Genomic DNA, 20557 nt, shown 5'->3' with positions numbered 1-20557 from the left:
GCCTCTGCAATCGTGTCCCGGACGCGGCGCGGCACCATCAGCGCGTTTACGCGCGTCTTCGACGCGCTATGGTGACGCGACGCAGAGCCGGGACCCACCGGAATAGGTCCCGGCTCTGCGGCGCAGCGTACCGGACGATGCTTCGCATCGCCGGGAGAACGCTGCACCGCGTCCGGAACATGGAGCAAATGGCAGCAACAAGAAAAAGGCCGCCTGGTTTCCCAGACGGCCTTTCCTGTCCTACGGCAGCCACACATTAGCGGGCGATTTCAGAACCTCTGCACCGGGGGCCTATCTCCCGGCCGTGTCCTACTCGGTGGCCGCTGCTCGCCGGGGCAGTCGCGAACTGGAGCCCGGCACCGACGCGATGGTTTCCCATCTCCGTAAGATGGCTACATTGAGCCGCGATAACGCGGATGGCGCAAGACGGCTGCGGCGGATGTCCCCGCTGATCCCGTTATTCACAGGGTCGATGATTGTATTCACAGGGTCGATGATTGTGGTCTAAGGCGCATGTAACCGCGGTATGACCGCGACGCGCGGGAATGACGATCGTCTCAGCTTCCCGGCGTCCAGGGCTGGTAATCGCCGGTCGCCTTGGGGCGGCGGCCACTGGCCAGCGTCGAGCCGGATGGGCGGTAGGCCGCGGGCGTGCCGGTCAGGTTCGGAACGTGTGGCTTCTCCCACTCGCGCGGCGTGTAGCTCTCTTCGGTCGGCGCGGTATCGACAACGTGATGCAGCCAGCCATGCCATGACGGCGGCACCCGGCTCGCCTCGGCAAGCCCGTTGTAGATCACCCAGCGCCGCTCGAAACCCAGCGTCGGATCGATCTTGCCGCCCTTGGTCCGGTAGTAGCGGTTGCCCTGCTCGTCCTGGCCGACCAATTCGCCGAACCGCCACGTCCACAATTGCGTGCCGAACGTCTGGCCGTTCCACCAAGTGAAAAATTTCAGCAGAAACAGCTTCATGAGGGCTCGGCCGGTTCGAGATATCGTGCCGCTCTGATGCCACCGGCCGGACGGATTGTCCAGCAGAGGCTGACACTGCGGCCCTGCCGGACAGCGGCTTGCCGCCCGTCCATGGTCGCGGAATCGGCGCAATCCGTTCATCCCGGATACGGTTCCGATCCGGCAGGCTGAATCCGCATGCAATCAACGCGCGGGCTCTGGAACGTCCGCCCCTTGAGCGGGTTAGGGCCTATATCCCGCAAATGGAGCCTAGAATGATCAGTCTAAAGGTTTTGAGTGCCGCGGCAGCGATGGCGCTTGTGTTGCCGGTGGTCGCGCCAAGCCTCAGCGCCGTTCAGGCGCAGGATAGAGGCGGTGCCGTTCCGTCTATCGGTGGCGCCAGGGGCGGCGGCGGTGGCGGTGCAGCCATCGGTGGCGGCGGCATCAGAGGTGGCGGCGTGGCGGTCGGTGGCGGTGGCGTTCAAGCCGGCGGCCCCGCGATTGGGGGCGGTAGAGCTGTCGCCCCAGGCGCACCTTCTGCTGGATTCCGCCCCAGTCCAGGCATCGGCGGCCCAGCCGTCGTGGGCGGCGGCGGTCGGGGGAATTATTATGCTGGCCGCTGGCACGGCGGTCATTTTCATCGCCATCGTCACGGCTTCTGGCCGGGCTTCGCGATCGGTGCCGGTATCGGGTCGGCCTATGGCTATTACGGTAGCACCTATTACGATGACCCCTATTATTACGACGACACCGTAGTCGCCGCAGCGCCCGTGGCCGACGATGATGCCGTGGCGTATTGCATGCGGCGGTACAAATCCTACGATCCGGCATCGGGAACGTATCTCGGCTATGACGGGCAGCGTCACCCCTGCCCGGCGCAGTAGCACGATAGCGTGAGTTCAAGGGCGGCACATTCCACAGTGTGCCGCCCTTTTTCGTTCCAGAGTTAGAGCGTTTGCCAGGCGCGCAACGCCACCGCGACGCCGCCAAGCGTAAACGTCAGTGCCGCGACCTCGCGCAGGCAATGCTTGGTCAATACGGAGCCAAGCCCAACGCACACCGCGCCTGCCAGCGCACGCTCAAGTTTCTGCCGCCGCACGAGCGCGCACAGCGCCAATGCCGCGGCGCGCCGACGATGCGCGCCATGGTTGATCGGCGACATGACGGGATTGGGTCCGGAACCGGCGGTTGAACTTGTTATCGTTCTGATACGGCGAAACGGAATTGCCCTCGGCAACTTTTATGGGCACTCTGCCATGTAGACGACTTGTCGGCGTTTCGACTTAATCGTCACATGGGACGTGCGACCTGCCGCCGCCCCGAGGAAGAAGGAATCATCGTGCCGCGCGTTCTCGTGGTCGATGACGACCCGATGGTGTGCGTTGCCATCGAGGTTTGTCTGACGCGCAAGGGTTTCGAGGTCACCGTTGCCGACGGTGGTGAAGCGGGAATGCGCGCGCTCGAAACTTCCGATTTCGACGTCATGCTGATCGATGTGTTCATGCCGCATATGCGCGGCTTCGAATCGATCCGGATGTTCCACGAGCGCAAGCCGGACGTACCTGTTATCGCGATGTCGGGCTACGCCTTCGCCAACACCGAACGCGCACCGGATTTCCTGCGGATGACCATCCAGCTCGGCGCGGCATGCTGCCTGCGCAAACCGTTCACGCCGGACGCGTTGTTGACCTCGGTCAATCAATGCATCACCAAACCGAAAGCTTCCGCGCAGCAGTCGAAATCGTGAAGTAAACAACTGGCAATGCCCTCGCAGCGTATCATTCTTGGAAGTGGCCTCGCTATCCTCCTCATTATCGGCGCTGCCTCGATCGGTCTCGACCTCAAGTCGCGGTCCGACGCAGCCTCGGTCGACCGTGCGCTTGGAATTCTCAGCAAAATCTCGGATATGCGCCCGCTGCTGCGCCGGACGGAAAGCGCGGCGCGTGCCTTTGCGCTATCGGGCGATCAGGAATTCGCCAGGGAATACCGCGAGGCCAGCGACGCGACCGTGCCGGCGCTGGCGGCTCTGGTCGAGGCGGTCAAGGACAATCCCACCGAAAAGCGGCTGATCGAGGAAACCAAGGCACTGGTCGAGCGGCAGATTGCCGTCAATGGCGAGTTGATCAGGCTCCGGACCGCGGGAGATGGCGCCGCTGTCGCGGCGCTCGTCAACCAGGAGGACCGTGCGGCGACAGCCGCAATCACCGGAAACCTCGAGAAAGCGGTCGCGGAAGAGCGCAGGCTGCTTTTTGCCAGACGCGCCGAATCCGAAACCAACGGGACGCTCCTGCTGGCGATCGATCTCGCCGGCGTCCTGCTGATTCTGTTCCTCGCCACTCTGCTGACGGTCTCAACCCGCCGCTCGCGCCGGGAACTGCAGGATTCGCTGAGCGCCACCAAGGCCACCAACGAGGCGCTGGAGGCCGCGGTCGCTGAGCGCACCGAACATCTGGTCGCCGCGCATGAGGAACTCAGGCTTTCGGCCGCCGTCTTGCGCAGCACCTTCCACAGCATGGCAGAGGCCGTGCTCGTCATCGACACCAGGGGCGAGGTTTTGCTCTCGAACCCGGCCGCCGAGAAGATGCTGCGCTACCGGCCGGGCATGACGGTCGAGCACATACGGTCGCTCAGCGCGGTTTTCCATGCCGACGGCGTCACGCCGCTACCTCTCCGTGACATGCCCGCCTCGCGCGCGCTGCGCGGCGAAGCGTTCGACGCCAGCGAAATCGTGTTGCGCCCGGTTAGCGGCGATCCGCCGGTTCACCTCGTGATCAGCGGCCGGCCGCTGCGCGATGCCTCGGGCGCCATCAGCGGCGCGGCGCTGGTCTACCACGACATCACGGGATCGCGCGAAACCGAGCACAAGCTGCAGCAAGCGCAAAAGCTCGACGCCATCGGCAAGCTCACCGGCGGCGTCGCGCACGACTTCAACAACATGCTGACCGTGATCACCGGCACCACCGAAACGCTGGTAACCAACCTTGCGCATGAGCCGGCGTTGCAGAAGACCGCCGAACTGATCGACCAGGCGGCGGAGCGCTGCAGTGAGTTGATCCAGCATCTGCTCGCCTTCGCCCGCCGCCAGCCGCTGCAGCCGCGCAATGTCGACATCAACGCGACCGTGCTCGATATCGCAAAACTGCTTCGCCCGACGCTCGGCGAGCAAGTCGAGGTCAACTCCATTCTCGAACAGGAAGTGGCGATTGCCCATATCGACGCATCGCAGCTCGCCAACTCCCTGCTCAACATGGCGATCAACGCGCGCGATGCGATGCCGAACGGCGGCAAGCTGCTTTTGGAGACGCGCAACGTCGTGCTCGACGAGGCCTATACGCAGGCCAACCCGGACGCAAAGCCCGGTCCCTATGTGATGCTCGCGGTCAGCGACACCGGCGCCGGCATGCCGCAGCACGTGCTGGACAAGGTGTTCGAGCCGTTCTTCACCACCAAGGAGGTCGGCAAGGGCTCAGGCCTCGGCTTGAGCATGGTCTACGGCTTCGTCAAGCAGTCCGGCGGGCACATCCGGATCTACAGCGAGGTCGGCCACGGCACCACGATCAAGCTTTATCTGCCTCCTGCCCGCGGCCAGGCCGAGGCCGCGCCGCCGGCGGCAGCGCCGCTGCCGCATGGCAACGAGACCATCATGGTGGTGGAAGACGATGCGCTCGTGCGCAACTTCGTCACCGCGCAATTGCAGAGCCTCGGCTACCGGACGGTGGCCGCTGCCAACGGACCGGCGGCGATGAACCTGATCGAAGGCGGTCAGGCGTTCGATTTGCTGTTCACCGATGTCATCATGCCCGGCGGCCTGACCGGACGCGAACTCGCGGACAAGGTGCTGAAGCTCCGGCCCGGCATAAAGGTGCTATATACGTCCGGCTATACCGACAACGCGATCGTGCACCAGGGCCGCCTCGATCCCGGCGTGCTGCTGCTGACCAAGCCGTACCGGAAGTCGCAGTTGGCGAACATGGTCCGCCGCGCGCTGTCGGGATAAACAAGGCGCAAGCCTCCCTCCTGCGGCGTCGTTTTCAATGCCAACTTAATGTATGAAAGGGTGAGAGACTTGGACGAAGAGATTCGGGGGAAGAGCCAAGGCTAATGGCCGACGTGATCTACAAGCGCTGCTATTTCGATTGGGGCGGACGATGCGCTTATTGCGACGTTGGACTGCCCCGGCAAAAGACGGGTGGCAAGGTCAAGGCCAGCATCGATCATTTCATCCCGCTCTCCAAGGGAGGCCAGAATGGCAGGAGCAACCGCGTGCTGTCCTGCTACCCCTGCAATCTCGCCAAGGGCGACACCGACCCGCGCGAGACCAATCAATGGCCGCACGTCGAACAGCGCCTCGCCGAGATCGCCGCTGCGCCGCTGATCAGTCACGGCAAGCTCAAGCAGCTTATTCCCGAATTGGTGAAACAAGTTGCCGTAGAGGCATGATCCGCACCAGAAGGGTTGGGTTGGCGCTGATCGATGTCGAGTTCTGCTGCGCCGAAGCGGACGCGCCATTTCCGCCTACTGCGAACCCGAACCGCCCGCCACGATCTTCTCATTCAGCTTCTGGTCAACGGTCTCGACCGTGCGGTCGATCTCGGCGCTGGGCGCGCCGAGCTGGTGCGAGATCAGCTTCACGAGCAGGTCGACGCGCTCGATGAACGGCGCGCCGGCGGCAACCGCGCGGGCCGCCGATGACGGCTTGAGCAGGCTTTCGGCCGCCTTGGCGTATTTCGCGAACGGCACCTGGTCCTGCGGATCGGCGCCGAGGCGCCGTGCGATACCGTCGACGTGATCGTAGATCGACTGCGACAGCTTCAGGTCGCCGTGCACGGCGTCGCGGATCGACTGCGGATCGTTCGGCGTGATGCAGCGGTAATTGCCGGTCAGCAGCATCGACCATTTGGCGAGCGGCACGAACAGCGAGTCGAACACTTTCAGCTTCACCGGGACGTCGTGGCCATCCAGCGTCACCGCATCGATATCAGCTTCCAGCTCGCGAAGCAGCTTGTTGTGCTTCTCGTCGGCAAAGGCGGCGGCCTTGAAGTTGGTGGGCAGGCCGACATGCAGCACGTTTGCCGCCTCCTCCGGCGGGCGGAAGGCCTGCGGATCGGGCGAGCACAGCGTCACCAGCCCGGGCTGGAAGCGTTCCCACACCTGCGCGTTGGTATAGGCCTCCTCGAGGTCCATGTCCGCCAGCGCCGGGATCCGCTTGAGATAAGGTAACGGCGGCATGTTCATGATCGACAGACAAGGCAGCTTCGCCTCGGCGATCTTGATCATCAGAACCCGGATCGTGTGGTTGGTGTATTGCGGCTCCTGCATGGCAAGACCGACCAGGTCATAGCGGGAAAGATCGACCTCAGCGGGCGTCGTCGCGTCCAGCTTGCCCGGCAGGTCACGCGAAAAGATCGCGCGGTGCACCGCCTCGTCGCGCAGCTTGATGCGTACTTCGGTGCCGTCGCGGTTGATGAGCTCGGCCGTCTTCTTCCGGCACACCAGGGTCACGTTGTGACCGGCCATCAAAAGCTTCGTCGCCAGCAAGGAGCCATACGAGGCCCCGAGGATCAAAATGTTGCGCGCCATACTCTCTCTTTCACAGATAAAACCAGGCCCCTCCAGGTCTGGCACCCATTATGCCAGAACTATCTCAGCAGGAGGCCTACTGCAAACCGGCAGATATTACAATCAGATAGCGGCTCTCAAATTTACCCGTCCGGCTACGCCGTCGGGAGGCGGTTGGCCGAGAAGGCGACCAAGCTTCGAGCCGTCGTAAAGGGTGCTTCATCCATCAGCTTTACCCGACAAGCGATCTGCACGCTCTTCAGTCAAAGAACTCAACCGCACCTGTTTCGAGACTGTACATTGCGCCGGCGATCTTGATTTCACCCTTCGCTTCCAGCTCGGCAAGTACGGGGCTGTCCTTCCGGATACCCGCAACGTTCTTTTCTACGTTCGTTCGAGCGACAGCATCGACGAAGGCGTAGTTCTTTGCCAGGCGCTCGCCGGTATAGGTCGTCTCCTCCACTGCTGGTTTGATCTTGGTCAGCAAGCCCGTCAAATTTCCCAATTCGGCATTGTCAATGGCGCCCTTGATGGCGCCACATGCAGTGTGGCCCATTACGAGTACGACCTTTGCCCCCGCCAATTTGCAGGCGAATTCCATGCTGCCCAAGATGTCCGCGTTTCTAACGTTACCCGCAACCCGGCAATTGAAAATGTCGCCAAGTCCAAGATCCATGATCACCTCGGCAGGCGCGCGCGAATCTATACACGTCAGCAAGACGGCCGCCGGGTATTGACCTTTTGCACTCGCTTTCTGTTCGCGGAGGTAATTGCGTTCCTTCCTTATTCCCATACGAAAACGCTTATTACCGTTCTTCATTGCCTGGATGATTTGCTCCGGCGTCAGCTTGTCGCGCAGCTCCTTGGTAAGTGCGTCTGCACGTGCCCGATCTGCAAGAAAGACGCTGCCACCGCTAATGCTGACTGCAGTAGCTCCGGCAGCCAGCTTGAGAAAACCACGGCGACCCAGGCAATCGCAGCCAAGAGGATGTCCAAGCGTCTGGCGCACGTGCGATCTCCCTTCCTACAATTGCATCTCCAACGCGGCCACAATCGCTAGGTTTGGCCGGTGAAGGCCAGCGGGATCACGAAAAGCGTTTCAAAACGAGCAACTCAGTGTCCGCTCAGCACAAGTGTCTTGATCGGAAGCAGCAGGGCCTGGATGCGCAACAGCATCGCGTGCACGATGCCAACGGTGTCAACGGCATGCAACGCAAGCCGCTTGAATACGCCAGTCTCGTTCGAGGCAATCCGCTCGTGGTTACTGGTATAGGCGTTGACGATGCAACTGCTTCCCGGTGTCACGCCGTTAAGGCCGCCTTTATAGATAGGCTCCAGGTAGGTGAGAATGGTACCTGGACGCATCACCTGCTGCGCGTCGACCAACTGCTCGCCGGCGCGGACCTGACCTGCTGCGATGTAATCTTGCACACCGGTCACCACCATCGGAATGATAGTCCAGGGCTTCGAGATGCATGTGGCCTCGGCGACCATTCCAACCTTCATGACCTGCGCCTCGATCTGTCCAAAGCCCGCAAAAAGCGCGCGTTGTCCTGCCCCCTCCGGAATGAGAACGCCAGCCGATCGCATCATAGGATTGACGACATCTCCCACACGCAGCGTGAACTGCTCTACCCGGCCGGCGACACCGGCTCGAATGTATGATTTGTCCATATCCACCTGCGCATCGGCCAACGCCGCCTCAGCGCTTGCCTTCTCCGCGGGCAGAAGCGCGCTCACGCGAGTCATTGCTGATTGTTTCGAAGCTGTCGCGGAATCAAGGCTCCCTTGCCGAGCCGCAAGCAGCACCTCGAGCTTTTCGATGTCGCGCTGCGGGACGATGCCGGGATTGCGCTTCTGAAGTTCGCGCTTGGTGTCCAGCTCATCCGAAGTCTGCTGATAGGCGCCCTTGGCTTCCTGAATCTGTCCTTCGGCCTTGAGGATGTCGGCCTGCGCCACCAGCAAAGCGGCCTCGACTTCGGCGATCTTGCGCCGGGCCGCTTCGATTGCTGCTTCCTGCTTTGAAGTGTCCAGCTTGAAGATCACATCACCCTTCTGGACGGGAGCGCTGAAATCAGCGCGAACTTCTGCGACCCGGCCAACTCTCTCAGGAACGATCGGAATGGTCCTGTAGAACAGCGTCGCCGTGTTGGTCGACGGATGAAAATAGAAGATGACCGTGATCAGGCCGACGGTCAGCATGAGGCAGGTGACGATGCCCCACCTTAGCTCAAACCACACTGAATAGAACGTGATCTCCCGGCCGAGCCGTTTCCCTTGCCAGTAGCGGCGATAAAGGTAATCCGGAAAGATCGTGACCAGGGAGCAGAGCAGCAATTCAAGCATGGCTGCGCACTCCCCTGACGCCGGCCTTTGTCGCATCCGCTCCCTCGGGGCGAGCGGCGTGGGCCGGGCCTTCATCGGCTACCTCGGCCGCTTCGTTTCCCGGCGGAACGCCGGCCATCTTCTCGACCGATCCCGCGATGCTGCGCAGCGGCGTGCTGAAATCAGGCAAATCGATCATGGCAAGCAACAGCGCGATTACCCAAAACAGGTGGATGTGGGTAAAGAGCGCCAACAAACCCAACACAGCCACGATCTCGAATTGCAGCTTCTGCGATTTATGCGCCATCCGCTCCGGCAAAGAGTGCAAACGCAGATAAAGATTACCGACCAGCAGAACGGCACCGAGCAGAACGATGCCGACCACCACCATCAGGATATCGGTGCTGTCAGGAGCGGTGATGAAGCCCGGCAGGTGATGCGGGGCGCTTGGATGAAGTAACTCGCTCACGGCATACTCCATTCCAAAATGCAAACTATCGTACCGAAGAAAAACAAATATTCAGCCTCGCGGAACGGTTGTATCTTTGCACAAAACTGCGACTTGGCAAGCTAAGACCTTGTCGCCAGCACCACGCCCGCCAGCGTGAACACCAGTGCTGCGATCTGGATCAGGCCGAGCGGCTCACCGAGTGCGATGGCCGAGGCGACGACGCCGATCACGGGCACCGCCATGGTGCCGATCGCGGCGACTGATGCCGGCAGGCGGGCGAGCGCGGCGAACCAGCTCACATAGGCGATGCAGAATTGGATCACGGTGGAATAGATCAGGAGCCACCAGCCGAGCTGTGTCACATCATCGATATGCGTGGTCTCGACGGCGAGACCGATGATGACGATCGGAAAACATCCGAGCCCGATCTGCCAGGCCGCGGCCGGGATCGGCGGCAGCGGCACCGGCAATTTTTTCGCCAGCACCGTGCCGAGCGCAAAGCCGAATGCGCCGCCGAGCGCCATCACCATGCCCGGCAGCTTTGCAGCGGTCGCACTAAAGCCGTTGCCGCCCATGATGGCGGCGAGCCCTGCGAACGCCATCACCAGCGCCACCGTGCGCAGAATAGTCGGCCGCTCGCCGAGCACCGGCCAGGCCAAGAGCGAGGCCCAGACCGGCATGGTGTAGGCGATCAGCGCGGCTTCGCTGGCCGGCAGCCAGAGCAGCGCCAGCCCCATCAGCACCATCCATCCCGTGACGTTGAGCAGCGCGGAGAGCATCAGCCGCGGCCACAAATGCCGCTCGACCTTGAGACTCTGCGAGCGCGCCAGCGCCAGCACGGCCAAGAGCGCCGCGCCGATCACGCCGGTCGAGCCCCGCAGCGTCAACGGCGGCAGCTCGCTCAGGAGATACTTCGTGACGGGCCAGTTGAACCCCCAGCCCACCGAGGTGATGGCAAGGAACATCAGGCCTGCGGGCGCGATCCGCATCGGCGCGCTGGTCGGTTTTGATTCTGTCATGGAGCCCGGCAGGGACGGAAAACGGTGGAATCGGCCTCACCTTGCCGCTTATCGGCGGGCGCGACCACGGGCTCGTCGGCATGCCAGCCCTCCCCGTTCCGTAGCGTTACGTGAGTCTTTCGAACGCAATCCCGAAAGCCGAAAAAATACCTGCCCTGTGAACAGCGGGACGAAGCCTGTTTCCACATGCGAGGAACAAATTTTTGGGTTGGGAATCCCTGAGGACTCACCGATACTTGGCACCATCACAGGCGCGGGAACACCCCCTGTTATCCGTCACTTTCCACCATATTTAGTATTTGATTCAGGAACTCGTACTACTCCTTGACGGGCGCAACGGGTTTGGCCTAGCCTTATTGCTGGACGGCGCGAGTTAAGTTCTGGGTCCCGCCGATCGCTCCCAAATGGGTTCCGAACGAGCACTCCGTCAGCCGGTTGAGGCACGGATCGAGGGCTTGTCTGCCCAAAATTCGGGGGCGATCCGGGCCTTAAAAAACGAGCCGAATGGCTCAAGGCGACGACGCGCGGCGTTGAGTTGGAAGGGGCTGGCCTTGCCGGAAAGGCGGGACGAGCCCTTGGGGTGGCGAAGACAGAAACAGGGCCGGGTTCACCGGTAGAGCTGGCGGATCTCAAGGGCCAAGGTTGTCTTCAACCTTGGTGCCGAAGGTTCGCTCACTGAAACATCCGGCAACCGCAGGAAATGCGGACCGGGCAAGAAGACGGGGCACGACAACTATGCGAATCGAACGGCGCAACACCACTTCCGGCCAGTCACCCTATGCAGGGATTGATTTCAGGCTGACGACATCGGAGATCCGCAACCCCGACGGCTCGGTCGTGTTTCGGCTCGAGAACGTCGAAGTGCCCCAGTTCTGGTCGCAGGTCGCCTCCGACGTCCTGGCGCAGAAGTACTTTCGCAAGGCCGGCGTCGCTGCGCGGCTGAAGAAGGTCGAGGAAGAGACCGTCCCGTCGTGGCTATGGCGCTCGGTGCCGGACACCGAGGCCCTCGCCCTGCTCCCCGAAAGTGAGCGCTATATCGGCGAGACCAGCGCAAAACAGGTGTTCGATCGCCTCGCCGGCTGCTGGACCTATTGGGGCTGGAAGGGCGGCTACTTCTCCAGCGATGAAGACGCGCAAGCGTTCTACGACGAGCTGCGCTACCAGCTCGCAAAGCAGATGGTCGCGCCGAATTCACCGCAATGGTTCAACACCGGGCTGCACTGGGCCTATGGCATCGACGGCCCCGGCCAGGGCCACTATTACGTCGACTGGAAGACCGGCAAACTGACCAAGTCGAAATCGGCCTACGAGCACCCGCAGCCGCACGCCTGCTTCATCCAGGGCATCGAGGACGACCTCGTCAACGAGGGCGGCATCATGGACCTCTGGGTGCGTGAGGCGCGCCTGTTCAAATACGGCTCCGGCACCGGCTCCAACTTCTCGCGCCTGCGCGGTGAAGGCGAGCGCCTTTCGGGCGGCGGCCGCTCGTCCGGCCTGATGAGTTTTCTCAAGATCGGCGACCGCGCGGCGGGAGCCATCAAGAGCGGCGGCACCACGCGCCGCGCGGCCAAGATGGTCGTGGTCGATGTCGATCACCCCGACATCGAGACCTATATCGACTGGAAGGTGAAGGAGGAGCAGAAGGTTGCAGCCCTCGTCACCGGCTCCAAGATCAATCAGAAGCACCTCAAGGCCGTGCTGAAGGCCTGCGTGAACTGCGAAGGTTCGGGCGACGACTGCTTCGATCCGGAGAAGAACCCAGCGCTGCGCCGCGAGATCAAGCTGGCGCGCCGCGCGCTGGTGCCCGACAACTACATCAAGCGAGTGATCCAGTTCGCCAAGCAGGGCTACAAGGACATCGACTTCCCGATCTACGACACCGATTGGGATTCGGAAGCGTACCTGACCGTCTCCGGCCAGAACTCCAACAACTCGGTCTCGCTGAAGGACGATTTCCTCCGCGCCGTCGAAACCGACGGCGAGTGGAATCTGATCGGCCGCACCAACAAGAAGATCACCAAGACGCTGAAGGCGCGCGAGCTCTGGGAAAAGATCGGCCACGCCGCCTGGGCCTCGGCCGATCCGGGGTTGCACTTCAACACCACCATGAACGACTGGCACACCTGCAAGGCGTCCGGCGACATCCGCGCGTCGAACCCGTGCTCGGAATACATGTTCCTGGACGACACGGCGTGCAACCTCGCCTCCGCCAATCTGCTGACGTTCTATTCGACCACCACCAAGCGCTTCGACGTCGAGGCCTACGAGCACCTGTGCCGGCTCTGGACCATCGTGCTCGAAATCTCCGTGATGATGGCGCAATTCCCATCGAAGGCGATCGCTGAACTGTCCTACGAGTTCCGCACGCTGGGCCTGGGTTTTGCCAACATCGGCGGCCTCTTGATGACCATGGGCCTGCCCTATGACTCCAAGGAAGGCCGTTCGCTGTGCGGCGCGCTGACCGCCGTGATGACCGGCATCGCCTACAAGACCTCGGCCGAGATGGCGGCTGAGCTCGGCACCTTCCCCGGCTACAAGAAGAACGCCCAGCACATGCTGCGCGTGATCCGCAACCACCGCCGCGCCGCGCACGGCCACGCCTCGGGCTATGAAGCGCTGTCGGTCAACCCGGTGCCGCTCGACCACGCCTCCTGCCCGCAAGGAGACGTGATCGCGCATGCGACCAAGGCCTGGGATGACGCGCTCGCCCTCGGCGAAGCCAACGGCTTCCGCAACGCGCAGACGACTGTCGTGGCGCCGACCGGCACCATTGGCCTCGTGATGGATTGCGACACCACCGGCATCGAGCCTGATTTCGCGCTGGTGAAGTTCAAGAAGCTCGCCGGCGGCGGCTACTGGAAGATCATCAACCAGGCCGTCCCCGTGGCGCTGCGCGCGCTCGGCTACAGCGAAGCCGACATCGCGGAGATCGAGGCCTACGCCGTCGGCCACGGCTCGCTCTCCAACGCCCCCGGCATCAACGCCACCACCCTCAAGGCCAAGGGCTTCACCGACGAAGCCTTGGCCAAGGTGGAAAAGGCGCTGCCGACCGCGTTCGACATCAAGTTCGCCTTCAACAAGTGGACCTTTGGCGAAGACTTTTTGCGCGACACGCTGAACCTCGCGCCTGAAGCCATTGCCGCTCCCGGCTTCGACCTGCTCGCAGCGCTCGGCTTCTCCAAGCGCGAGATCGAGGCCGCCAACGTGCACATCTGCGGCGCGATGACGGTGGAAGGCGCGCCTCACTTGAAGGCCGAACACTATCCGGTGTTCGACTGCGCCAACCCCTGCGGCAAGATCGGCAAGCGCTATCTGTCGGTCGAGAGCCATATCCGCATGATGGCGGCCTCGCAGCCGTTCATCTCGGGCGCGATCTCGAAGACCATCAACATGCCGAACGACGCCACCGTCGAGGATTGCAAGGCAGCGTATCTCTTGTCCTGGAAGCTCGCGCTGAAGGCCAACGCGCTCTACCGCGACGGCTCGAAGCTCTCCCAGCCGCTCAACTCGCAGCTCATCGCCGACGATGACGACGAGGACGATGCGGTGGAGGCGCTCTACGAGAAGCCGATGGCAGCGCGCACCGCGCAGGTCTCGGAAAAGATCGTCGAGAAACTGGTCGAGCGCATCGTCGTGATGCGCGAGCGCGAGAAGATGCCGGATCGCCGCAAGGGTTACACCCAGAAGGCGGTGGTCGGCGGCCACAAGGTCTATTTGCGCACCGGCGAATATGACGACGGCCGTCTCGGCGAGATCTTCATCGACATGCACAAGGAAGGCGCCGCGCTCCGCTCCTTCATCAACAACTTCGCCATCGCGGTCTCGCTCGGCCTGCAATACGGCGTGCCGCTGGAGGAATATGTCGACGCCTTCACCTTCACCCGCTTCGAGCCGGCGGGCCCCGTGCAGGGCAACGACTCGATCAAGTATGCGACCTCGATCCTCGACTATGTGTTCCGCGAACTCGCGGTCAGCTACATGTCGCGCTTCGATCTCGCCCATGTCGACCCGACCGAGTCGAATTTCGACGCGCTCGGCAAGGGCGTCGAGGAAGGCAAGGAGCCGTCCGACCAGGGCCAGCAGGCCACCAAGTATCTGTCCAAGGGACTGACCCGCTCGCGCACGGATAACCTCGTCGTCATGCGCGGCGGCGATGTCGATGCCCGCGGCTCCCACAACGTCACCGCAATCGGCGGCCACGGCCCCAGCGCCCGCGCCTCCGACGCGCACGAAGGCGCGGTGGCGTTAAGGCAGGAATCCCAACACGACCTGTCCCCGACAGAAAAGCTGGGAGCCCTGCAATGGAGCAAGTCCGGCAGCGCGGCCGTGGCGGTCGCGCCAAGCAAGGCCGAACGCCGCGCCGAAGCCAAGGCCAAGGGCTACGAAGGCGAGATGTGCTCGGAGTGCGGCAACTTCACGCTGGTGCGGAATGGCACGTGCATGAAGTGCGATACGTGTGGCAGCACGACGGGGTGCTCGTGAGAGACTATAGACCGCCAATTTCGTTCGTAAGGCCGCCTGATTGGGGCGGCCTTACTGCATGTGAGCGGTGAAGTGTTCGAACGCGCCCCCTTTCGAGATTGCCCCAGGTGCAAACAATCAGAAAGCCTTGGCATTCTATCGGCAGGAGGAGATCAACTTGTTCGACGATGTAAGCATTGCCGCCATCGCGTCACCGAGTTTCTTCCTGAACTACAGAAGAAAGTAATCTATCTTGATCAACTAGCGATCAGCGAAGTCTTCAAAATAAAAACCAAAACACGACGTGTGGGAGCAAACAATGAAGATTTTTGGCGTGAGGTGGAGCACGAAATAGATCGCGCCTATCTGCTTCAGCAGGTCATTTTTCCGGCGTCGAACATACACAGCGACGAGACAATCGTTTCCCCGTTTTCAAGCGAACTCATGTTGGCCCATGAGATGCTTAGCGGAGACGTGTCATTCTCACACGTCGACGAAGTCAATATGCTTCAGGTCGAGGAGTTTGCGAAGTCCTATCTCAAAGCAGGCGAGCCACCCGATATCGCTTTCGACATCGATGATATCCTAGACGGAGAAAGAAACGGGTGGCTGCGGGATATGCACATCACTGTAAATGCCGATTATTCAGTGTTTGCAGATCGAATCCGCGCCCACAGAGATGCCACTGCATCTGAATTTGTCCCACTGCTAGATAAGTGGGCAGCCGAAAAACCAACGTTTGAAGCTGTTCTGAACAGCGAGTTAAAAAGCTTCGGGACCGCAAATCGTTCCGCCCTCGTTTTCGCTGTGGAAAGAGCCTCTCGTGCTTTCGAGACTTCGGACGCCATGGCTTTCTTTGAAAAGCTCTCTCATCCAGTTATGGAGCAGTTTAAGCGTTTAAGGGCCTTCTTCGAAGAACGTGGCGTACCCACTAGCGAATCGGCCAAGACGGTTTCCGATTTTTGGGATTGGCCTGGCAATGAACAATTGCCCGTTCACAAAATATCAGCATACATGTTCGCTGCGCTTGCGCGCAAAATCGCGTCGGGCCAGAAGCGAAGGCCGACCAAAGGGATGTTCAACGACATCAACGCTATCGCAACTTACGGCCCTTATGTTGACGCGATGTTTTTGGACAACGAATGCGCTCAGATGTTGTCGGAATATCCTTTGAGCTCTGACTTAAACATAAGAGCCAAGATATTCTCCACGCGGTCTGGGGACGCTTTCCTCGAATATCTTCGGAGCTTGCAAAGTGCAGCATCGCCGCTGGTATGCAGAAAGGCTGCTGAGATTTACGGCGTAACTTAAAAATAGCGCGTAGGGCGGATTAGCGTAGCGTAATCCGCCGCTCTCTCGCGAGAGGTCGGTGGGTTACGCTGCGCTAACCCACCCTACTCGCTACACTCATCCGGCTACGCGCGCTGCCGGCGCGACGCACTGGAGACCGGCCCTCTTACAGCAGGCCTTTATTGCGAGACCCGCGCCTGCTAAAACCATAGGCACTACTGGGGGTTGAGCATGGTCGACGAATTCGTCAAAGTCACCGAGGCCGCCGCTAAGCTGATCACTGCGATCGCGTGGCCAGCCGTGGGCATTTACCTCATTTATCGCTGCGGATCGGCCTTGCGGGACTTTCTCTCTGATATGGGAGAAGGCTCTTTGAAGGTGCTTGGAGTCGAGGCCTCGGCAAAGAGACGGTTCGCAACCGCTGTCGCCACTGCGGAAATTGCCAAGACCGAATCCCCAGCCCATCCGCCCACCGATTTCGTTTTTTGGAAGAACGCACTGGGCAAGTCTTGGCAGGCAGCGGAGCTATTAGCACGCGCCATTCCGATGGAGGAGACCAATGGCAAGACTATTCTCTGGGCCGACGATAACCCCGAAGGGAACGTTCATGAACGACAGGCCTTGGAGGCTTTAGGCATCACGGTCCACACCGCTACTAGCACCGACGAAGCCATGCGTAAGTTAAGAGAGCACAACTACGACGCAGTGATTTCCGACATGGCCCGTCCCGAAGGGCCCAAGGCCGGATATGAGCTTCTGGATCGCCTGAAAGCTGAGAAAGCAGACGTACCCTTCATTATCTACAGCAGTACGAACACGCCGGAACAACGACAAGAAGCGATGGGTCGGGGCGCCTTTGGCTCAAGCAACAAGGTCTCTGAACTCATTGGGTTGGTTGCGGACGCCATCCGAGTGGCCGATCGAAAACCGGCTACTCCATCTAGACTGGCGTTGCTTGCACGCTTGGTGAAGGCTTATCGCGCTCAAAACCCATCGACTGGCCCGTAGCTAACGTCGGGCGGATTGGCCGAAGGCGTTATCCGCCGTTCTTTGCCACCACGTCGGCGGTTACGCTTCGCTAACTCGCTCTACTTGCTAACGTCGGTGCAATGCGTTTGCTATGGCACCTTACCGCTACTCTCCATTGTAGGGGGACACGCAATGAGAAGCACGCTGTCGAAATTGCCGACACTGGCGCTTTACGGGGAACTGCGCGCGCTGGCAGAAAGCTTTCCCGATCTGACATATCAAATACCTATGACTGATGATCGCCACCGCTGGATGGGTCGCGCCAGAGCCCTCATCGGTGAGGCTCTCGGCTTGGCAGCAGAGACTGAGTTCAAACTCGCCCAAGGCAAGCTAGATTCCATGAACGGCCACGAAACGGGGGTCGAAGAAATCAAGACGTTAGTCTTCAAGGCTATCGCGACTATCGAGTTTGAATTGCCCGCGGGTCAGCGCGGCGCTTTCATACCGGCCGGCAACGTATTCGACGCTATGGCAGCGGTTAGCAGAATTTTCAGTGAAGCAACAATCGATCTGCTTATCGTCGATCCATATCTGGACGAAAAATTTCTCATCGACTTTGCACAGTTGGCTAACGAAGGAACGCCGCTACGTCTTCTTCGTGATGCCCATCAAATGAAAGCCTCGCTTGCGCCTATGGCGCGGACATGGGCCACACAGCACGGCGGGCGCCGGCCCATAGAGATCAGACTTGCCGCCCCTAGAACGCTGCATGACAGATTGATCGTAGTCGACGAAAAGCATGTATGGAATGTCGGCCAATCCTTTAACAATCTGGCCGGCAGAGCACCGACTTCGTTTACAAAAACGGACCCCGGTACGTCAGACCTCAAGATAAAGGCTTACGAAACGATTTGGGCCGGCGCTACACCCCTTTAATACCGGTTAGGGTCCCGTCGGAGCGCCCCAATTACGGTGACAGTGCACTTAACTCGGAAAGCCGCTAGCAAGGCAGCATGGGTGCCCAACGGTGATTAAATGCACTTTCACCGTAATATGACCTTTTGACGCCGCATGTTATGCGGACGCAGCTTTGTTCTCCATCCGACTCCATTCTGTTCGCAAAGAACGAATCGGAATCGCACAAATCAGCGCGAGCCACTTCTTAACAATGCGTTTGCTTCGCGTTTGCGCGCCCCGCCGTGCCGTTGGCCTCAGGCACGGCGGAATTCGCGCGCGTTACCGCGCACTGCCCGTCGTTATCGGTTCCGAGTGTACCGGGATCATCAGGTGCTCGTTGGGTTTGCCGGGGAACATGATGTAGGGCTGCGTCGGGTCCTTGACATCCAGATCGCGCGGATAGGGACTGAGCATCTCACGTGCTGCGCCGCCGACGATCATCACATGCGGCCCGGTCTGGACCCAATGCTTGTGCGTGTGCCGTTCGGCGGAATCATGATTGCTCGTGCCTGTGTCACCGTCCAGCATGAAAATGAGGCCAATTTTGTTCGGCGGAGTCTGTTTGGCCTGCAGAGCCTTGCGCCATTCCATGGCGTTCTCGTCATCGCATTCGGGCGTTCCGTCATTTCCGATAAAGCAAGTGAAACCGTTCGATCCGGTTTGGATCGTCTTGGAAGATCCATCCGGCTGCGGCATGGTGATCGTCGCGTTGTTCACGACCGACGCCGGAGCAGCGGTCTTCACCTTGGCGATGTACTCTGGTTCGGTCTTCGGGACTTCCTCGGTGGGAAGAGCCGATGCCGATGTGATGGTGAGGGCTGCCGATGCGACGCAGAACCCAACCGACGCGAGAGCATAGAGCCTGTTCATGGCTTACCTCCTGTAGTGGGCAACCGGCATCAATTCTACACCCAAGCCAAGTGGGCCTCAAAAATTTCAGGAGGACATCTTCGACAACGTACCGCCGATGCCAAGACCGGAGGAACGGGCTACCGTTGCCCTTGGGTTCCGATGCGAGACACGCACGCGGCATGGCGGCTCGGCCTTGCGTTGACTGTAGTCCTTTTTTTCCACAGCGAGTAGCCCGGATGAGCACAGTGATATCCGGGACAACCCGAGCACCGCCTCGGATTTCGTGGAGCCTGCCATCGGGCGCGCATTCGCGCGACCCATTGGCTCATCCGGGCTGCGCTCGCTACTTTGCATGGGGTTGTTTTCGCGATTTTGTGTCTGGGCCCTGCGGTGTACTGCGGAAGAGTATCTGCACCGAGTCCGGGAGGCGAGATCGTCAGCAAGCAGCCCCGACGAGCGCGGCGATATCCGGGACGACCCCAGCACCGCCCCGGATATCGCTTCGCTCATCCGGGCTATCCGGGCTACACTCACCTCATTCACTTACTTCGCCAGCCCGAGCGACTTCAGCGCCTTGCCGTTGTCCTCGTTGTCCGCCTTCATGAACTCCGCGAACTTCGCCGAGTCCAGATAGATCATGTCGAAGCCGCGCCTGTTCATGAACTCCTTGAACTCTTCGCTGTCCCAGATCTTCTTGATCGCGGTCTCGTACTGCGCGGCAATCTCCTTCGGCAGACCCTTGGGCGCTGCAAAGCCGCGCCACACACCCTTGTGCCACTTGTGACCCGTCGCCTCCTCGGTGGTCGGCACATCAGGGAAGTTCGGCGCGCGCTTGGGCGAGAAGAACACGAGGCTGCGGATACGCCCCGCCTTGATCAGCGCCTCGGCCTCCGGCATCGAGCACGCGACGAAGTCGACGCCGCCGGCCGCGAGATCGGTCAGCGCGGTCGCGGCGCCGGTGGACGGCACCCAACGGATCGAGCTCGGCGACACGCCGCCGGCCTGCATCAGGCCGGCGAGCGCGACATGCCAGCTTCCGCCCTGCCCCGTACCCGAGGCCACCACCTTGTTCGGGTTCGCCTTGATATGCGCGAACAGCTCCTTGACGGTCTTGTAGGGCGAGTCCGCCTTCACGTGGATCGCGGCGGGGTCCTGGTTGACCAGCGCGATCGGCGTATACTTCTCCCAAGTGAGATCGGTGAGCCCCACCCAGTGCATCAGGTTGATCTCGAGCGTGATGAGACCGAACGTGTAACCGTCAGGCGCGGCGGTGGCGATCGCCTGGTGGCCGACCACGCCCGACCCGCCCGTGCGGTTCACGACGTTCACCGGCTGCTTGAGATCGCGTTCCAGCATGCTCGCGATCTGGCGCGCGACCGCGTCGGTGCCGCCGCCAGCGGCCCACGGCACGATCAGCGTGATCGGCCGCTCCGGGAAGGCCGCTTGCGCGTTTCCGGCACCGAGCAGGCTTGCGGCCGCAAGCGCCGCAAGCGCGAAATTTCTGACCAAATTGCTGACCTGGCGAAACATTCGCAAACCCTCCCGCTTTGTTTTTTATGCGCCGGGTGAGGCACCGCGACGGGCGCTTATGCGCTATTCGCCATTCGGGCGGCGGAGCACTGACATGTCAAGGAGAAGCAAACGTAGGGCGAGTTAGCCGAGGGCGAGCCGCGGACATCCCTCATTGCGACCTTCAGCGAATCCGCCGATCCTCCGATCGACATGGG

17 protein-coding genes are annotated in these 20557 nt (G+C 61.1%); 8 read left to right on the top strand and 9 right to left on the bottom strand.

The genetic code is table 11. The features are described from left to right. Nucleotides 1-557: 557 nt before the first annotated feature. The gene (locus V1273_RS16420) at nt 558-968 is read right to left on the bottom strand and encodes an NADH:ubiquinone oxidoreductase subunit NDUFA12 (RefSeq protein WP_028346327.1); all 411 of its coding nucleotides are present in this window, start codon (nt 966-968) and stop codon (nt 558-560) included. A gap of 254 nt (nt 969-1222) precedes the next feature. Here V1273_RS16420 and V1273_RS16415 point away from each other — a divergent pair, with 254 nt between their 5' ends. Then, nucleotides 1223-1831 (top strand): BA14K family protein, encoded by a 609-nt coding sequence (locus tag V1273_RS16415; RefSeq protein WP_334368700.1) that lies wholly within the window; start codon nt 1223-1225, stop codon nt 1829-1831. Nucleotides 1832-1893: 62 nt separating this feature from the next. On the opposite strand, the gene V1273_RS16410 is transcribed toward V1273_RS16415, so the two are convergent. Continuing rightward, nucleotides 1894-2109, bottom strand: coding sequence for a hypothetical protein (locus tag V1273_RS16410; protein WP_334410233.1), 216 nt, complete (start codon nt 2107-2109; stop codon nt 1894-1896). A 177-nt stretch (nt 2110-2286) separates the two neighbouring features. Between V1273_RS16410 and V1273_RS16405 the strand changes: the two genes are divergently transcribed. The 3 genes from V1273_RS16405 to V1273_RS16395 all read left to right on the top strand — a co-directional run bounded on the left by V1273_RS16405 (nt 2287) and on the right by V1273_RS16395 (nt 5387). Then, nucleotides 2287-2694: a response regulator gene (locus V1273_RS16405; RefSeq protein WP_334382369.1), complete on the top strand. Its 408-nt coding sequence runs from the start codon at nt 2287-2289 to the stop codon at nt 2692-2694. Between the two features lie 15 nt (nt 2695-2709). After that, nucleotides 2710-4944, top strand: coding sequence for a CHASE3 domain-containing protein (locus V1273_RS16400; RefSeq protein ID WP_334410232.1), 2235 nt, complete (start codon nt 2710-2712; stop codon nt 4942-4944). 104 nt (nt 4945-5048) lie between these two features. Continuing rightward, the gene (locus V1273_RS16395; protein WP_334410230.1) at nt 5049-5387 is read left to right on the top strand and encodes an HNH endonuclease; all 339 of its coding nucleotides are present in this window, start codon (nt 5049-5051) and stop codon (nt 5385-5387) included. A 75-nt stretch (nt 5388-5462) separates the two neighbouring features. Here V1273_RS16395 and V1273_RS16390 read toward each other — a convergent pair whose 3' ends face one another. The 5 genes from V1273_RS16390 to V1273_RS16370 form a co-directional block, all read right to left on the bottom strand. After that, nucleotides 5463-6527, bottom strand: coding sequence for a ketopantoate reductase family protein (locus V1273_RS16390; RefSeq protein ID WP_334382372.1), 1065 nt, complete (start codon nt 6525-6527; stop codon nt 5463-5465). A 238-nt stretch (nt 6528-6765) separates the two neighbouring features. After that, complete coding sequence (locus tag V1273_RS16385; protein WP_334410229.1) at nt 6766-7515, bottom strand: carbonic anhydrase family protein; 750 nt, start codon at nt 7513-7515, stop codon at nt 6766-6768. Nucleotides 7516-7619: 104 nt separating this feature from the next. Continuing rightward, nucleotides 7620-8852, bottom strand: coding sequence for an HlyD family secretion protein (locus tag V1273_RS16380; protein ID WP_334410227.1), 1233 nt, complete (start codon nt 8850-8852; stop codon nt 7620-7622). Further along, on the bottom strand, nt 8845-9300 hold the full coding sequence (locus V1273_RS16375; RefSeq protein WP_334412221.1) for a hypothetical protein: 456 nt from the start codon (nt 9298-9300) through the stop codon (nt 8845-8847). The genes V1273_RS16380 and V1273_RS16375 overlap by 8 nt, the downstream gene beginning before the upstream one ends. Nucleotides 9301-9401: 101 nt before the next feature. Continuing rightward, nucleotides 9402-10301, bottom strand: coding sequence for a DMT family transporter (locus V1273_RS16370; protein WP_334382375.1), 900 nt, complete (start codon nt 10299-10301; stop codon nt 9402-9404). Between the two features lie 735 nt (nt 10302-11036). On the opposite strand from V1273_RS16370, the gene V1273_RS16365 reads away from it, so the two are divergent. The 4 genes from V1273_RS16365 to V1273_RS16350 all read left to right on the top strand — a co-directional run bounded on the left by V1273_RS16365 (nt 11037) and on the right by V1273_RS16350 (nt 17957). Then, entirely contained in the window at nt 11037-14783 is a 3747-nt protein-coding gene (locus V1273_RS16365; RefSeq protein WP_334410226.1) for a vitamin B12-dependent ribonucleotide reductase, read from the top strand. A gap of 72 nt (nt 14784-14855) precedes the next feature. Further along, nucleotides 14856-16073 (top strand): hypothetical protein, encoded by a 1218-nt coding sequence (locus tag V1273_RS16360; protein WP_334410225.1) that lies wholly within the window; start codon nt 14856-14858, stop codon nt 16071-16073. Nucleotides 16074-16283: 210 nt separating this feature from the next. After that, nucleotides 16284-17060 carry a response regulator gene (locus tag V1273_RS16355; RefSeq protein WP_334410223.1) on the top strand — a complete coding sequence of 259 codons (777 nt, stop codon included), beginning with the start codon at nt 16284-16286 and terminating at the stop codon, nt 17058-17060. 153 nt (nt 17061-17213) lie between these two features. After that, nucleotides 17214-17957: a phosphatidylserine/phosphatidylglycerophosphate/cardiolipin synthase family protein gene (locus V1273_RS16350; RefSeq protein WP_334410222.1), complete on the top strand. Its 744-nt coding sequence runs from the start codon at nt 17214-17216 to the stop codon at nt 17955-17957. Nucleotides 17958-18257: 300 nt separating this feature from the next. On the opposite strand, the gene V1273_RS16345 is transcribed toward V1273_RS16350, so the two are convergent. Next, complete coding sequence (locus V1273_RS16345; protein WP_334410221.1) at nt 18258-18848, bottom strand: hypothetical protein; 591 nt, start codon at nt 18846-18848, stop codon at nt 18258-18260. A 525-nt stretch (nt 18849-19373) separates the two neighbouring features. After that, nucleotides 19374-20360, bottom strand: a complete 987-nt coding sequence (locus tag V1273_RS16340) for a tripartite tricarboxylate transporter substrate binding protein (RefSeq protein WP_334410220.1) — start codon at nt 20358-20360, stop codon at nt 19374-19376. Between the last annotated feature and the right edge of the window lie 197 nt (nt 20361-20557).

The sequence above is a fragment of the Bradyrhizobium sp. AZCC 1721 genome, from assembly GCF_036924715.1.
Taxonomy (GTDB): domain Bacteria; phylum Pseudomonadota; class Alphaproteobacteria; order Rhizobiales; family Xanthobacteraceae; genus Bradyrhizobium.
This window is presented reverse-complemented; position numbering and strand designations above follow the sequence as displayed.

Coding starts and splice junctions, on each gene's coding strand:
- V1273_RS16380 (WP_334410227.1), bottom strand. CDS start 8,852: ATGCTTGAATTGCTGCTCTGCTCCCTGGTCACGATCTTTCCGGATTAC.
- V1273_RS16350 (WP_334410222.1), top strand. CDS start 17,214: ATGAGAAGCACGCTGTCGAAATTGCCGACACTGGCGCTTTACGGGGAA.
- V1273_RS16370 (WP_334382375.1), bottom strand. CDS start 10,301: ATGACAGAATCAAAACCGACCAGCGCGCCGATGCGGATCGCGCCCGCA.
- V1273_RS16365 (WP_334410226.1), top strand. CDS start 11,037: ATGCGAATCGAACGGCGCAACACCACTTCCGGCCAGTCACCCTATGCA.
- V1273_RS16410 (WP_334410233.1), bottom strand. CDS start 2,109: ATGTCGCCGATCAACCATGGCGCGCATCGTCGGCGCGCCGCGGCATTG.
- V1273_RS16395 (WP_334410230.1), top strand. CDS start 5,049: ATGGCCGACGTGATCTACAAGCGCTGCTATTTCGATTGGGGCGGACGA.
- V1273_RS16345 (WP_334410221.1), bottom strand. CDS start 18,848: ATGAACAGGCTCTATGCTCTCGCGTCGGTTGGGTTCTGCGTCGCATCG.
- V1273_RS16340 (WP_334410220.1), bottom strand. CDS start 20,360: ATGTTTCGCCAGGTCAGCAATTTGGTCAGAAATTTCGCGCTTGCGGCG.
- V1273_RS16415 (WP_334368700.1), top strand. CDS start 1,223: ATGATCAGTCTAAAGGTTTTGAGTGCCGCGGCAGCGATGGCGCTTGTG.
- V1273_RS16420 (WP_028346327.1), bottom strand. CDS start 968: ATGAAGCTGTTTCTGCTGAAATTTTTCACTTGGTGGAACGGCCAGACG.
- V1273_RS16390 (WP_334382372.1), bottom strand. CDS start 6,527: ATGGCGCGCAACATTTTGATCCTCGGGGCCTCGTATGGCTCCTTGCTG.
- V1273_RS16355 (WP_334410223.1), top strand. CDS start 16,284: ATGGTCGACGAATTCGTCAAAGTCACCGAGGCCGCCGCTAAGCTGATC.
- V1273_RS16400 (WP_334410232.1), top strand. CDS start 2,710: ATGCCCTCGCAGCGTATCATTCTTGGAAGTGGCCTCGCTATCCTCCTC.